At 49.0% G+C, this 16,676-nt stretch carries 5 protein-coding genes; 4 read left to right on the plus strand and 1 reads right to left on the minus strand.

What is annotated here, in order from left to right; translation table 11 throughout:
* The coding region (locus AC23N5_RS30670) for a T9SS type A sorting domain-containing protein (RefSeq protein WP_487758457.1) at positions 1–120 on the plus strand (120 nt) is incomplete at its 5' end.
* 338 nt (positions 121–458) lie between these two features.
* Positions 459–10,241: a choice-of-anchor Q domain-containing protein gene (locus AC23N5_RS30675; protein WP_487758451.1), complete on the plus strand. Its 9,783-nt coding sequence runs from the start codon at positions 459–461 to the stop codon at positions 10,239–10,241.
* Positions 10,242–10,324: 83 nt separating this feature from the next.
* Here AC23N5_RS30675 and AC23N5_RS30680 read toward each other — a convergent pair whose 3' ends face one another.
* A complete protein-coding gene (locus AC23N5_RS30680) occupies positions 10,325–11,029 on the minus strand; it encodes an XRE family transcriptional regulator (protein ID WP_183973719.1) in 705 nt (234 codons plus the stop codon).
* Between the two features lie 138 nt (positions 11,030–11,167).
* On the opposite strand from AC23N5_RS30680, the gene AC23N5_RS30685 reads away from it, so the two are divergent.
* Both AC23N5_RS30685 and AC23N5_RS30690 read left to right on the plus strand, forming a co-directional pair.
* A complete protein-coding gene (locus tag AC23N5_RS30685) occupies positions 11,168–15,211 on the plus strand; it encodes a hybrid sensor histidine kinase/response regulator transcription factor (protein ID WP_487758452.1) in 4,044 nt (1,347 codons plus the stop codon).
* Between the two features lie 217 nt (positions 15,212–15,428).
* Positions 15,429–16,655 (plus strand): DUF418 domain-containing protein, encoded by a 1,227-nt coding sequence (locus tag AC23N5_RS30690; protein ID WP_487758453.1) that lies wholly within the window; start codon positions 15,429–15,431, stop codon positions 16,653–16,655.
* Positions 16,656–16,676: the final 21 nt, after the last annotated feature.

Consider the following 16,676-nt stretch of genomic DNA (forward strand, 5'->3'; position numbering starts at 1 on the left):
CCCGAAACCAACACCCACCAAGAGGAGTTTGGGGTGAGTGCCTTACCGACGGGGATGTATTTCTTGAAGGTTTCGACGGCTGACCAGCAAGCGACGCTGAAAGTGGTGAAAGTGGAGTAGGTGACTTCTAATGCCCGAAGTACTATCCTATTAAAAATGCAAAAATGCCTTCAAGCCACTTGAAGGCATTTTTGCATTTTTAATGTATTGATTGTTAGGGTTTTGTGATTTGTGATGTTTTTGTGATGCGTCAATTTTGGTAAAAAATGGATTATAAACTAACCTTGCTAGATGAATTTTCTTAATGACATAAAATCTTTTATAAGCAGGCTGTGGTGGCTGTTTTTATGGATGCTGGCGCTGCTTGCTTGCTTGGCGGTTTGGTGGTATTTCGAAGATAGAATCGAACGCTTAAAACAAAACCCTACTCCCTTTTCAACCCATTTACAAAGTAAGTTATGAAACTAACTCTTCAACTTTTTTTATTGATTCTGTGCGGGGCGCTATGCTTGCGAAGCCAAGCGCAAACCTGCTCAGGCGAAGTACTCAACGTTTCTGCCCCAACGCACAGCACGAGCGGTACAACCAGTTCTTGGACGGTGCCTGCGGGGGGGGCGTATAAGGTAAGAATCACGGCTAAAGGAGCCGTTGGGGGACACAAAACTCAAGAACCGTCAAATAAGGGCGGAAATGGTGCCTCCATGATTGGAGATTTCATGGTAACTTCAGGGCAAATACTCCAAGCCATCGCAGGTGCTCCTGGCCAGACCAATGTGCAGACGGGTGGCGGCGGCGGTGGTTCGGGTGTTCAAATACAGATAGGAGCCTTGCTCATACTCGCGGGTGGCGGCGGTGGTTCTGGAAATACTCCTATTTCTATAAATGGCGGAGGGCCAGGTGTTGTCACTAACTCAGGTACCAATGGCGGTGGGGCGGACAACGGCGGTGGCGGTGGCGGCGGCTATATCGGAAACGGCCAAAACAGCAGCGGTGGATATTCTGGTGGTGGCGGCGGGGGCGGATTTAATGGAATAGGTGGTTTTGGTAACAGCAATACAGGATTTGGCGGCGGCGGTTTCGGGGCAGGCGGCGGTGGCGGGCATATATGTAGCCCTGGCTGTGCCGAAAACATCAACGATTTTTCTGGCGGCGGCGGCGGCGGGTACAGTGGTGGCAATGGTGGTTACGGCTGGGACGGCGGTGGCGGTGGTGGATCCTACAACATTGGCCTGAACCAAAACAATACCGCAGGCAGTAATAGCGGCGGCGGCCAAGTCATTATTGAGTGCCTCGGTACGGCGGCTATTTCGGCTACGCTTACCCCTACGCAACCTACCTGCGCTTCCAATCAGGGAAGTGTAAGTGTTGATTTGACGGGCGACCTCAATGGCTACACCAATGGTGATGTCGAATATGCGATTGTCTCGGGGGGCAGTTTTTCGGGAAACCCTACGTTTACAAGCATTACGGCTGAACCTTTTAGCGTGACTACTGGAACAGGCACTGCGGTGGGTACATACACGGTACGGATTCGACTCAAGTACAATCCTGGAGTTTTTACCGACCAAACTTATACACTTACGCCTAAACTAACGGGTACGATTTACGTCAAAGCCAATGCCTCAGGAGTCAACAACGGCAGTTCGTGGACGGATGCTTTTACCTCGCTGCAAGATGCGCTGGCGGCGGCTTGTTCAGATGCACAAATCTGGGTAGCGGGTGGTACCTACAAGCCCACGGCTGATGCATCTGGCAATACCTCTCCCGCCAATGCCCGAACCAAAACCTTTGTGATGAAAAATGGCGTAGCAATTTATGGAGGTTTTAACGGCACAGAGACTCAGCTTTCCGCTCGAAACTGGCGCAGTAACCCCACGATTTTGAGTGGTAATATTGGTGATACTGGAATAGACACCGACAACAGCTATCGAGTAATCAACAATACATTTACGTCGGGTGCCCCATTGACCAATACGGCGATATTGGATGGCTTTATTGTAGAAAAAGGGTATGCAAACGGCGGTTTTCCGTTCAATTTGGGGGGCGGCATGTGGAATGCGTATGCTTCTCCAAAAGTACAAAACTGCGTGTTTCGTAACAATTATGCGACGTCTGGCGGTGGGATGTTCAACGATAACTCCTCATCAAGCATTACGAACTGCCTGTTTCTCAACAACACGGTAACGACTGCGGGTGCTGGTATTTCCAACGGAGGTGGTACGGATATGGTGCAGGTGATAAACTGTACTTTTTATGGTAATGCAGGCCCGACGACTATTATCAACGAGAGGTCAGCGACTTCCATCAGCAACAGTATTGTTTGGGGAAACGGCGGCGGCATTTCTGGTGGTACGGTGACGTACTCGAACGTACAAGGAGGCGTGAGTGGAACGGGGAATGTCAATAGTGACCCGCGTTTTGAGAATGCGGTTGGAGGAGATTTTCGCTTGCAACAATGTTCTCCCGCGATAGATGCAGGCACGAATACCAATGCACCAGCCAGTGACTTTGCAGGAAATGGTCGCCCCTTCAATGCAACGGGGGTAAATAATACCGATATGGGTGCCCATGAGTACCAATCGTCGTACAGTGTGTGTAATTGCATCGGGAACAATGGCATTGTTTACGTTAATGCCTCGGCTTCGGGGAACAACAGTGGTCGTTCGTGGGCTGATGCTTACACCGATTTACAATCGGCACTTAATGGGGCTCGAAACTTCCCTGCGTGTGTATCTCAGATTTGGGTAGCGGCGGGGACGTACAAGCCGACGGCTGATGCTTCGGGCAATACGTCTCCCGCCGATGCCCGTATGAAAAGCTTTGTGATGGTTAACGGAGTGGCGATTTACGGCGGCTTCAACGGTACGGAGACGCAGCTTACCGCCCGAAATTGGCGCAGTAATCCCACGATTTTGAGTGGGAATATTGGTGATACTGGAATAGACACCGACAACAGCTACCGAGTGATTAACAATAACTTTACCTCGGGTTCACCTTTGGGAAATACGGCGATATTGGATGGGTTTATTGTAGAAAAAGGGTATGCGAACGGCGGTTTTCCACTTAGTTTGGGAGCAGGTATGTGGAATTCAAATGCCTCACCCAATATTCAGAACTGCGTGTTTCGGAATAATTATGCAGTATCTGGAGGTGGTATGTTCAATGATAACTCCTCATCAAGCATTACGAACTGCCTGTTTCTCAACAATACGGCAACAACCGCGGGCGCGGGTATTTCCAACGGTGGTGCTACAGACATGGTGAGGGTAGTAAATTGCACTTTCTATGGTAATGTAGGCACGACGACTATTAACAATCAGAGGTCAGCTACATCCATTAGTAACAGTATTATTTGGGGAAATGGCGGCGGAGTTTCAGGAGGTACAGTAACATATTCGACAGTGCAAGGTGGTTTTAGTGGAACGGGCAATATTGACATCGACCCGCGTTTTGTAAATGCAGCAGGAGGAGATTTTCGCTTGCAGCAATGCTCGCTCACGATAGATGCGGGAACCGCTACAAATGCTCCAACAACAGACTTTGAGGGTAACAATCGTGTGGACGCCGTTACTGTGGGTGGAGTGGTGGACATGGGGGCGTATGAGTACCAAGGTACATATGATATTTGCTCGGCTTGTGCCAATACCACGGGAGGTATTGTTTATGTGAATGCCTCGGCTTCGGGCGGCAGCAATAATGGGAGTTCGTGGGCGAATGCTTTTACAGATTTACAATCGGCACTTATGTTAGCCCGTACGTATCCTTCGTGCGTATCTCAAATCTGGGTAGCGGCGGGGACGTATAAACCTACATCGGGTACTGACCGAGGGATTTCTTTTAGAATGATTAGTGGGGTGGCTATTTATGGGGGTTTTAACGGTACGGAGTCTGAGCTTACAGCCCGAAATTGGCGCAGTAACGCCACGATTTTGAGTGGGAATATTGGTGACACAGGACTAGATACCGACAATAGTTACCGAGTTATCAACAATAATTTCAACTCAGGTTCTCCTTTGAATAATACGGCTGTCTTGGATGGTTTTATTGTAGAAAAAGGCTACGCCGATACCCCGCCTTCCAATCTGGGTGGAGGAATGTGGAATGCTTATGCTTCCCCAATGGTCCAAAACTGTGTGTTTCGCAACAATTTTGCCGCGACCGGAGGAGGGATGTCTAATGCCAATTCCCAGCCAACGATTACTAATTGTTTGTTTCTCAATAATACGGTAACGGCCGACGGTTCAGCGCTTTACAACGGAGCAGGAACCAATCAGGCTAAAATTCTGAACTGTACCTTTTACGGTAACACAGGCTCGACGGTCACGATCAATAACCAAAGTGACGCAGCCATCACCAATTGTATCGTTTGGGGGAATGGAGGAGGGGTTTCGGGTGGTACGATAACTTATTCCAACGTACAGGGCGGTTCTGGTAATATCAGTAGTGACCCCCTTTTCGTGAATGCGGCTGGGGGTGATTTTCGCCTGCAGCAATGTTCTCCCGCGATAGATGCAGGCACCAATACCAATGCACCGACTACTGATTTTGAGGGAAATGCCCGTCCTTTTAATGCGACGGGAGTCAGCAATGCAGATATAGGGGCATTTGAGTATCAATCATCGTATGATGTTTGCACAGCTTGTACTAATATTACGGGCGAAGTATTTACTGTTTCTTCCCCCGGTCACAGCCGAACGGTTACTGTGGGCTATTGGAGAGCGTGTGGACTGTATAAAGTGAGAATTACCGCTAAAGGAGCAAAAGGAGGCAATAATGGCGGTGCAGGAGCAATAATGATTGGCGATTTTATTGTATCGTCCAGTCAGGTCCTGGAATCGGTTGCTGGCGCTCCTGGTGGAGATGGTAATAGAGGCGGCGGAGGAGGAGGGTCTGGTACTCGTATTCAAGGCGGTGTGCCCCTGATTATTGCAGGCGGCGGCGGAGGTAATTCTGGTGGAGGCTCAGGCCTTATAACTACCGGTAATGGTCAGGGCGGCAATTGGCTTGTTACCGGCGGCGGCGGCGGAGGAGGTCTTAACGGCAGTGGGTTTGGTGGGGCAATGGGCGGTGGTGCTGGCTTTAATGCGCTTGGCGGTATTGCTACCGGCAATGGCGGCGGAGGGTATGGCGGTGGTGGTGGCGGCACTGGTCTTCACGCCGGCGGCGGAGGTGGTCAGACGGGAGGAACGGCCATTACTCCAAGCAACGGCGGAGCATCGTATAATCTTGGCAGCAACCAAAACAACACTGCTGGAGCCAACAATGCGGGAGGTCAAGTCATTATTGAGTACCTCGGTGCGGCTTCGCTCTCCGCAACGGTTACGCCTACTTCACAATGTACTTTACCCGGCAGCCTCAGCATTGACCTCACGGGCGATCTTAACGGCAATACGTCAGGTGGGGTAGAATATGCCATCGTGGCGGGCAACAGCTTTACGGGTACGCCTACTTTTGCAGATATTACTGCTGACCCGTTCAATTTGACAAGTGGTACGGGTACGACAGAGGGTACTTATACGGTACGGGTTCGTCTCAAATACAATCCGACATTATATGTGGATAATACTTATAGCCTTCTTTCACCCACGACTATTACTCCTACGATAGGTACAGCTACCCCCACAACCTGCGGAGGTTCAGAGGGTAGCATTACGTTGAGTGGATTTTTGAACAATACCGTTTATTCGGTTACGTACAAAAAGAACAGTGTAGCAGTTTCGGCGGCTAATTTTACCTCCAACGGCAGTGGAGTGATTACCTTGACGGGTTTGGGGGCGGGAAATTATACAGAAATAGTGGCTACGTACGGAGGGTGCGTTAGTAATGCGGCGACAGCAACCCTTGAAGACCCCGCTCCACCGACAGCGACGATTGCGAATAATAACAGCCCGATTTGTTCGGGGAACAATGCGACCTTCAGCGTCAACGGCACGACTGGCGCAACGCTGACGTACACGTTAACGGGTCTGACGGGTAATCAAACGTTGCTTTTGGACGGGACGACTCAGACGATTACGGCCAATAATGCGACGGCAGATGTGATGCTCACGCTGGTAAGCGTTACCAAAAATAATTGCCTTGTGAGCTTGAACGCGACCAGCACGGTGACGGTGAATCCATTGCCAACGGCGACGATTGCGAGTAACAACAGCCCGATTTGTGCGGGGAGCACTGCGACATTTAGCGTCAGCGGCACGACTGGCGCAACGCTGACTTATACATTAACGGGGTTGACGGGCAATCAAACATTGCTTTTGGATGGAACGACTCAGACGATTACGGCAACGAATGCGACGGCAGATGTGATGCTCACACTCGTAAGCGTTACCAAAAACAATTGCCTTGTGAGTTTGACAGCGACCAGCACGGTGACGGTGAATCCATTGCCAACGGCGACGATTTCGAATAATAACAGCCCGATTTGTGCGGGGAACACAGCGACATTCAGCGTCAATGGTACGACTGGCGCAACGCTGACTTACACGTTAACGGGTCTGGCGGGCAATCAAACGTTGCTTTTGGACGGAACCACTCAGACCATTTCGGCCAATAATGCGACGGCAGACGTGACGCTGACGCTCGTAAGTGTTACCAAAACCAATTGTCTTGTGAGTTTGACAGCGACCAGCACGGTGACGGTGAATCCATTGCCCACGGCGACGATTGCGAGTAACAACAGCCCGATTTGTGCGGGGAACACTGCGACATTTAGCGTCAGCGGCACGACTGGCGCAACGCTGACTTATACATTAACGGGTCTGACGGGCAATCAAACGTTGCTGTTGGACGGGACTACACAGACCATTTCGGCCAATAATGCGACAGCAGATGTGACGCTGACGCTCGTAAGTGTTACCAAAACCAATTGTCTTGTGAGTTTGACGGCGACCAGCACGGTGACGGTGAATCCATTGCCCACGGCGACGATTGTGAACAATAACAGCCCGATTTGTTCGGGGAACACTGCGACATTTAGCGTCAACGGCACGACTGGCGCAACGCTGACTTATACATTAACGGGTCTGACGGGCAATCAAACGTTGCTTTTGGACGGAACGACTCAGACGATTACGGCTACGAATGCGACGGCAGACGTGACGCTGACGCTGACGCTCGTAAGTGTTACCAAAACCAATTGCCTTGTGAGTTTGACAGCGACCAGCACGGTGACGGTGAATCCATTGCCCACGGCGACGATTGCGAATAATAACAGCCCGATTTGTTCGGGGAACACTGCGACATTCAGCGTCAGCGGCACGACTGGCGCAACGCTGACTTATACATTAACGGGTCTGACGGGTAATCAAACGTTGCTTTTGGACGGGACGACTCAGACGATTACGGCCAATAATGCGACGGCAGATGTGATGCTCACACTCGTAAGCGTTACCAAAAACAATTGCCTTGTGAGTTTGACAGCGACCAGCACGGTGACGGTGAATCCATTGCCCACAGCGACGATTGCGAATAATAACAGCCCGATTTGTTCGGGGAACAATGCGACATTCAGCGTTAGCGGCACAACTGGCGCAACGCTGACTTACACGTTAACGGGTCTGACGGGCAATCAAACGTTGCTTTTGGACGGGACGACACAGACGATTTCGGCTACGAATGCGACGGCAGATGTGACGCTTACTCTGGTAAGTGTTACCAAAAACAATTGCCTTGTGAGCTTGAACGCGACCAGCACGGTGACGGTGAATCCATTACCTACGGCGACGATTGCGAATAATAACAGACCGATTTGTGCGGGGAATACTGCGACATTCAGCGTCAGCGGTACAACTGGCGCAACGCTGACTTATACATTAACGGGTCTGACGGGTAATCAAACATTGCTTTTGGATGGAACGACTCAGACGATTACGGCTACCAATGCAACGGCAGATGTTATACTCACTCTGGTAAGTGTTACCAAAAACAATTGCCTTGTGAGTTTGACAGCGACCAGCACGGTGACGGTGAATCCATCACCTACGGCGACGATTGCGGGAACAACAACTGTCTGCAAGAATGCTATTTCGCCGAAAATCACGTTCACGGGAGCGGGTGGCACAACGCCTTACACATTTACGTACAAAATTAATAACGGCTCAGCTCAAACCATCGTCACGACTAGTGGCAGCAGCGTAAGCTTAGAAGCACCCACGGGTCAAGTGGGAATAGTGGAATACAGTTTAGTGAGTGTCAATGATGGTTCATCAACGCTATGTAGCCGAGTCCAAACTGGCAGTGCAACGGTGACGGTTCAAGGCAAACCCACTATTACATTAACAACTCTTCAACAAACGCTCAACGAAGGCAACGCTCAAACTTTCTGCGACACGGATGCGAATCCTGTTAACGGTTTACAGTTTACGGTTTCGGGTTTGTGCGTAGTGGGCAATCCCGTTTGGCGCAGCCAAGTGGGCAGTGGTGCGTGGAGCGCATGGTCACCCAATGCCCCAGTTTCCCAGTTGTCCAATAACCAACCCCACCGCTACCAAGCGGCTTGCGATGCGAATTGTGCTGTGACGTACACGAGTCCGATTGAATTGACGATTAATTATCGTTCAACGGTACCACAAAATGTGTCTCTGCTAGTGGACGGTGTGAGTGTAGCAGTGGGAGAGACCAAGGAAGTGTGTAGTTTGGTGAATATACCTCTTAGTTTTAATGCCAATTGTGGGGCAAATGAAGTGACGATTTATTCGGTGGACGGTGGCGAATACAGCGCGGGTGTGCCAACAGGTTTGGTGGATAATCAGTACCACAATTACCGCGTACGTTGTCGTCAATCGGGAGGAGTAGCATCTTGTGTAGAAAGTGAATCTGGAGTGATGCGGTTAAAATTGGTCGTAATTCCATCGGCACCGACGGTATCGTTGTCCTCGACGGGAAGCTGCAACAGTGGTTCAAGTTTCAGTGGCCAATCGTCATGCGGAAGTCTGCGAACAGTTTGGTACAATGCCAGCACAAATGTGGCCTTGGCAAGTTTGCCTGCGACCTTACCTTTGGAAACGACTTCGTACTACGCTCGCTGTCAGACGGAAAATGGCTGTGTGAGTGAGAAGAGCAATATAGTGACATTTACAGTGACGCCAATTCACGTCGCGCCAGCGATTACGGTGAGTCAAGAGATTGTATGCACAGGCACGACGGTGAAAGTTTCAGCCAACTGTCCCGCAGGTAGCCAAACGTTCTGGAACACGGGCGTAACGGCCTCAAGTTTTGAGGTAGCTTTCAGCAACGTGACGAAGCAAACGTACTGGGCAAAGTGTCTTTTTGAAGGCGGTTGTCAGAGCGCCGAAAGTATTCGCAAAGATGTTTACTGGAATGCCTTTGTGGTGACGTTGATCAATATTGGTGAATCTAAATCGGCAGTAAAGGTAAATGACCGTTCGGCGTGGTCGAGTCAATTCATCACACGAGATGGTGGCCCTGAATTGGAACAAAGCACGCAGGTAAATCCGACTTTATATTATGTCGAAAACGCCAATAAACAAGCACCTCGTTACTGGACTATCAACGTAGAAGCGTGTGGATTAAATACCGATGGTTCGCTGACCTTCGACATGTTAGCGACGCCCGAAATGGGTGTGCTTCGTTCCTTCAACACGCACGAAAATAATGCGCCTTACTTCATGTACGCCAACCGAGAGGGCTGGACGGAGTTGTACGCTCAAAACCATCCCGCCTACGGTTTTTACCAAGATAATGGTGCGGGTGGTAACGTTTACGATGCAGGGTTACCAAAAGGATTGTACAAGTTAGGTATTCGTTATTGGGATCAAAAAGGCTGGGGCAGCATTTACCCATCAACGCGTAAACCGCAAGGGAATGTCTTGGCTTACCAAGAATACTGGTTCAGAATTCAGTCGCGAGATGGCGTAGGCGTGGGAGCAGCGAGAGAAGGGGCAAATGGCAGTGGGCAAGAGGCAAAAAGCAAAGGGCAAGGAGCAAATGGGCAAGGGTCGGATAACGGAAAACAGATAACTGATAACGTGTCTTTCGCCACCGTTCTGCCCAACCCCGTCACGAATACGCTCCGCCTTCAAATCCAAAATAGCAAGGGGCAAGTGGTGCAAACTACCTTGACTGATGCCGCAGGGCGTGAAGTATTGAGCCGACAATTTGTGCCTGAGACGAACACCCACCAAGAGGAGTTTGGGGTGAGTGCGTTACCGACGGGGATGTATTTCTTGAAGGTGACGACGGCTAACCAGCAAGCGACGCTGAAGGTGGTGAAAGTGGAGTAATAGGGTTAGTACTGGTCAAAAATGGAATTGACAATCCATTTTTGACCAGTAATCTAACAAATGACGGATGATGGTAATGGGTTTTATTCTGGGAATCGCTCATCAAAATAGCCCACAAACTGCCAAATTTCGAGTATTTCGTTGATACCAACAGGATAGGGAGCATACCTTTCGTTGAGAGATTTTAGGACAAGTACGCCCTTGTCATCTAAGTAGTTAAATACCTTTTTTAGTACAACTCCTTCGTCGGAAGTGACAATCAGGCAAAGGGTGCCATTTTTTATACTGCCCCAGTTATCCATGTATTCTCCAAAAACAACGGAGCCGCTTCTGAGGGGTGGCATGGAATCACCCACGTAGGGAAAAGCCCTGTATTTACGGTCGCGTGATAAAAAGGGCATCTGAAAAACGGGAAGTTTTTGCACGTAATCAACATCGCCGTATCCTTGGGTATAACCACCCAAAGCCCTGACGGGCACAAATTCAATGTTTTCGCGGGTAGTACTATCTACGGTGGTGACCAAAACTCGGTCAGTTGTTTTGTGCCGAGCAACCGGTTTTATTTTTTGACTACAGTCTATTTGGAGAAAATCGTCAATGGAAATAGTAAAATAGGCGGCTAATTTTACCAAATCACCGAAATTGGGCTCAGAACGCCCTACTTCGTAAGCGGCAAGGGTAGATTTTTTGATGCCAATTTCATCGGCCAAACGCTGTTGAGAAAGTTTAGGTGCCAATTGATTACGTAACCAAACCAAATTTTGGGCAAAATAAGTAATTGATTTCATGTATTGCTGTTTAAAATATATACGCAAAGTATAAATAAAATAGACAAAAATCAAATTTAACCCTATCTTGAAAGTAGATGGATGATTTCAACGTTTCATAAGTCAGTTATCTCCGCCATGTTTACTAACTTTGGCCAGATGTCTTTCGCTTTTATGATGCTACGGAATAGAATTCAGGTATGGTTGTTGGTTTTGTGTCTAACCTTTTTGGGGTCGTTTGTAGGGGCGCAATCGCTGGACTTTCCACAACCTGAACTTTTTACTAATCAACAGGGCTTACCACAAGGATTTGTGTCGGGTATTGTACAGGATAAACAGGGATTTATCTGGATGGCTACCCACGACGGCCTTTGCCGATACGATGGTAACCGCTTAAAAGTTTTCCGAGAACAGGGAGATACTACTGGAAAATCATCCATACCCTTTTCTAGTCTTTACTCTTTATTGCTTGATCATCAGGGACGTATATGGATTACGTCGGAACAAGCGGAGTTGGTTATGTTTGATCCTCTCACCGAAGTTTTTACCGACATCTTGAAACAACTGACGCACCTGAGGGTGCCCTATATAGGTGCCCGACATTATTACCCCGACCGACAAAACAGGCTTTGGATGGCCTTTGAGAACAACGGATTGGTCTGTTATGACATGACAACTCGCCGTGCCCGCTGGTTTCAGCACCGCGATGATCAACCGCATTCCATAGGTTCAAATCACATACGCTCGGTATTTCAAGATCAGCAGGGGACGATTTGGGTTGGTACATCGGATGCAGGTTTGGAACGGTTCGACGAGAAGATGGGCTATTTTCATCATTATCGTCCAAATTCTCCGACACCGCTTGCACTGCCCGAACTGGCCATATATGGAATGGCCCAACGACCTTCGGGGGAGTTGCTATTGGGTACCCATCATTATGTCTGCCAATTCAACCCCAAAACAGGGCATTTTCAATCGCAACGATTGCCTAGCGATGATAAAGCGTCATTAGAAGATCACCACTTGTGGGGTATCCACTTTTTGACCGATAGTCGGGGAGAAGTTTATTTTGATCAACGGAACAGCCTGTTTCGCTTTACTGACTTGGCCAATATTCAGTTGGTGACCAATTTTACGTTAAAAACTGGTTTTTGTACCAGTCTGCTCATTGATCACTCAGATGTCCTCTGGGTCGGCACCAACGGTTCGGGTGTGCGCAAATACGATTTACGAACAAATAGCTTCCAAACGGCTCGTTATCAACGTGGTTTTCAGGAAGATGTGTTTGTTCAAGGGGTACATCTACCAGCCAATCAAGTCCGCTTGGGCCAAAACACAGACCCGTATAAGTTTCGCTATACGCTAGATCATCAGGGAGGTCTTTGGGTTAATAGTGGTACATCGACTATCTTTCATATCAATACCGCCACGCACAAGGAGCAGCGGGTTGACTTTCCCATTCCCTTTGTCCAAACGATTACGCCGATGGCGACCGATGCGCAGGGCCGTGTTTGGCTGCTACAATGGCAGACAGAGGCTCATTACTTATGGTATTATGAGCCTGAAAAACGCCAGTGGATTCGTTCCGAGCATCATTTTAAGGTGGAGCCCCTTACTGAAATTATACAGATGGTGGCCGATAGACAGGCATTTTGGCTTGCCACGAAGGCTCATGGTTTGTATCGGTTCGACCGAAAAACGGGACAATTACGCACGTATGTTCACCAGCCCGACCAGCCTACTTCGCTCAGTAGCAATACACTTTATTGTTTAAGCGCAGACCCCGTAGATTCAAATCGGCTGTGGATTGGTACGTTTGGCAAAGGATTGTGTGCGTTCGACAAGCGGTCGGGGCAGTGTCGGAGGATTACAGAGCAGGATGGTTTGCCCAACAATGTAATTTATTCTGCCCTTCCTGATCAATACGGAAATCTGTGGATTGGCACCAACAAAGGGCTATGCCGAATGAACCGTAAAACCTTTCAGACCCGAAATTACACCACTGAAGACGGGTTGCTGGCCAATGAATTTAACCGCTTTCATTACCTTCTCCTACCCAATGGACAAGTCACGATGGGAGGGGTAGAAGGGATAACGTCGTTTTGGCCAGCTAAATTACGGGATGATTCATTTCAGCCCAAAGTGGAACTAACCGAGTTGTATGTCAATAATCGGTTGGTTGAGCCCAACCCTCAGTCTTTTCTTAAGTCGCCTATTCATGCCATTCACGAACTTACATTACCCTATAATCAGAATTTTTTGACGGTATATTTCGCCGCTTTGCAATTCAACTTGCCAGGCAAAAACCACTATCGCTACAAGCTGGAAGGCGTGGAAGATGATTGGGTGGAAACGAGTCAGCCGCAGGCCATTTACACCACGCTGGCGCCAGGCCGCTATACGCTGCTGGTCAATGCGTCCAATACGTCGGGTATTTGGAGTCCCTACGTGCGCCGATTGACCGTTATCATCACCCCTCCTTTCTGGACTACTTGGTGGGCTTATGTGCTGTATGTACTGGTGGTGGCGGGTAGTCTCTGGTACGGTATTCGGTTACGACTAAACCAATTGCAATTGCGGCAGTCGGTAGCGCTTCGTCAGCAGGAAGCGCGGCAATTGCGTGAACTCGACGAAATAAGGTCTCGTTTTTTTACCAACGTAACGCATGATTTTCGTACTCCGCTGACCCTGATTCTATCCCCAATGGCTGGCTTGATTCAAGAATTGGCGGGTACGCCCTACGTCAAGCGCTTGGAGTCGATTAGCCGCAATGCCAAGCAGTTGTTATCCCTGATTAATCAATTGTTGGATGCCGCCAAACTCGACGCCAACGTGCTGACGGTTCAGGAAGTACAAGGGGATATCGACCAGTTTGTAGAGCAGACCGTCGGCTTGTTTCAGGAAGAAGCCATCCAAAAAGGCATCGTCTTGTCAGTTTCGTCGGCGGTTGGTGGTACCTATTGGTTTGATGAAGAAAAGCTGAGGCGGATTATTGCCAATCTGGTGGGGAATGCGTTGAAGTTTACGCCAAAAGGAGGACAAGTGACGGTTTCGTTGTATGCTTCTACCGATTTGGAACTGGTGGTGTCGGATACGGGTGTGGGCATTGCGGCCGATAAATTGCCGTTAGTTTTTGACCGTTTTTTTCAACAGTCGCCTGAGGTAGTGCTGGATAATCAAGGAGAGGGGTTTAGTCCTGACACTCGGATGGGTACTGGCATTGGGCTGGCGTTGGTGAAAGAATTGGTCCAATTGCAGCAAGGGCACATTGCCGTGGAAAGCACCCTTGGCCAAGGCACAACTTTTCGGGTAACGCTCCCTTACCGACGGGCTGACCAACGTTTGGTTGCAGAGGTGGAGGAAGAGTCCATTACGGAGGAGCCATCACTGGCCGATTTGCCAATGTTATACGAAAGTCATAGCGAGCCCCCGCATCTGCTGTTGGTAGAAGATAATGCGGAATTGGCAGATTTTATTGTGGATAGTTTGCCCGCCTTTTACCGCATCAGTCGGGCGGTTAATGGAGCCGACGGGTTTGAAAAAGCATTGGCGGACTTGCCCGATTTAATTATCAGCGACGTGATGATGCCCGTGATGGATGGCTATACGTTCTGTCAAAAAATCAAGGAAGAAGAGCAGACCAACCACATTCCAGTCATTATGCTAACGGCAAAAGTCACTTTTGAAAATCGTCTGGAAGGTCTTACGCGGGGAGCTGACGATTACTTGACCAAGCCATTTCACGTGCAGGAGTTGACGTTGCGTGTTCACAATCTGCTCGAACGCCAGCGTCGGTTTCGTGAGCGGATGCGGCAAGAGTTGGCACGGCCTGTGGCCGCCAAGCCCGACCAACCGAACGAAACGCAGGCTACAGAGCCAGTTCAGTTTGATTCATTTTTGGAAAAACTATACGCCATCGTCGAAGAAAAATTGGACGATTCGTCGTTGAGTGTGGAGCAATTGGCCGAACAACTCAATTTGAGCCGCAGTTCGTTGCACCGTAAAGTAAAAGCACTAACAGGTCTGGCTACGGGTGACATCATTCGTATCTATCGACTCAAACGCGCTACTCAATTTCTACAACAGGGGTATAATAGTTCCGAAACGGCCTACTGCGTCGGCTTTGACAGCCCACAGTATTTTGCAAAGTGTTTTCGGGAACAGTATCAAATGACTCCCAGCGAATTTGCCCGATTGGGCTAAATGCCCCTAAAAAAGCGTGTTTTGGGGCACTCTGCAACCTCAGTTACCACATTTGCAACCTGATTTACCATCCTTTTTTGGGCTTGGTCAGACCTTTGTGTCCGAAAAACGGGTCTTTTATTTACCTCCTTTGCAACAGGTTTTATACCAACGTGGATGGCAGTTATGAAGAGCCCTGTCTCAATGAGAAACTCTAAATTAATTGCAGGTGAATTCCATGTTGAAACCAAGCCTCTCACATCGTGTAGTCACGATTGATTTTATTCGGGGACTAGCCCTGTTGGGTATTTTGTTGATTAACGTACAGACCTATGCGTTGTTTGCCTTGCTCCGTCCCGAGCAAGTATATAAGCTGGGGTTAGACCAGCCAGATACCTACGCGCCCGCCCAATTTTTCGTTCAGTTGTTGATAAAAGGGCAATTTTATACGATTTACAGTTTTCTTTTTGGGCTGGGCTTTTACCTGATGAGCAAAAAGAATACCCACGCGGGACTGGATACAAATCGGTTTTTCAAACGACGTTTATGGGTGCTGTTGGCTTTGGGGTTGCTTCATGCTTTTATATTCTGGTTTGGCGACGTCCTGCACAAGTATGCGTTGCTAGGGTTTACATTGCTTTATTTTAGTAAAAAGCCGGTTGCCGTGTTGGGCAAATGGGTCATTGGACTGGCTGTTTTGGGTGTCGTGCTTCAGACTGTACAGACCCTGGCGTTTCCCTCTACGCCATCCGAGCAAGCGTCCAGTCAGCAACAGTTCGATGCGGTCGTCATGCAGGTAGTCGCTACGTGGCAAAAGGGGTCGGTTTGGGAGGTGATGAGCCTGCAAAGTTTGGGGGTGGTGATGCTGCATGTCATGGCTTTCAAGCACGGTTTTGCTGGTTACTTGCACTACGAGATAATGTTTTTATTGGGCTTGATGGCAGGAAAACTACAACTGTTTAGCCGACTGGCCGAAGTTAAAAATCAATTTTTACGAACGGCTTTTTGGCTATTTCCAATGGGGCTGATGTTAAAAGCGGTCGCCAGCTTGCCCGTTTTGGGAGTTCACCTGCCTATGGTCAACTCTTTGCCCTACGAACCCTTGATTTTTTCACTGGCCGATTTTCTGGGAACTCCTTTGTTGACGGTGGTCTATCTGATTGAACTCGCGATGCTTTTTAACCAATACCCCAATCGTGTTTTCGGTTGGATTGCCAATGCGGGTCGGTTGGGTCTGACCAATTATCTGATGCAAACCCTGCTGTGCATGGGACTTTTTTACGGCTATGGCCTAGGCTTGTCGGGGCGGCTGACCCTGCTCGAATCGCTGGTTGTCGCGGTCGGTATCTATGTTTGTCAAGTTGGCTACAGCAACCTCTGGCTGAAGTATTACCGACAAGGGCCTTTGGAATGGCTTTGGCGAAAGCTCACCTATACCCAGAAGCCATTTCCTAAACACACTTAATGAAGGTTTGATCGACGTATG

The sequence above is a fragment of the Runella sp. R5_40 genome (genome assembly GCF_057652295.1).

Coding starts and splice junctions, on each gene's coding strand:
- AC23N5_RS30675 (WP_487758451.1), top strand. CDS start 459: ATGAAACTAACTCTTCAACTTTTTTTATTGATTCTGTGCGGGGCGCTA.
- AC23N5_RS30680 (WP_183973719.1), bottom strand. CDS start 11,029: ATGAAATCAATTACTTATTTTGCCCAAAATTTGGTTTGGTTACGTAAT.
- AC23N5_RS30685 (WP_487758452.1), top strand. CDS start 11,168: ATGTCTTTCGCTTTTATGATGCTACGGAATAGAATTCAGGTATGGTTG.
- AC23N5_RS30690 (WP_487758453.1), top strand. CDS start 15,429: ATGTTGAAACCAAGCCTCTCACATCGTGTAGTCACGATTGATTTTATT.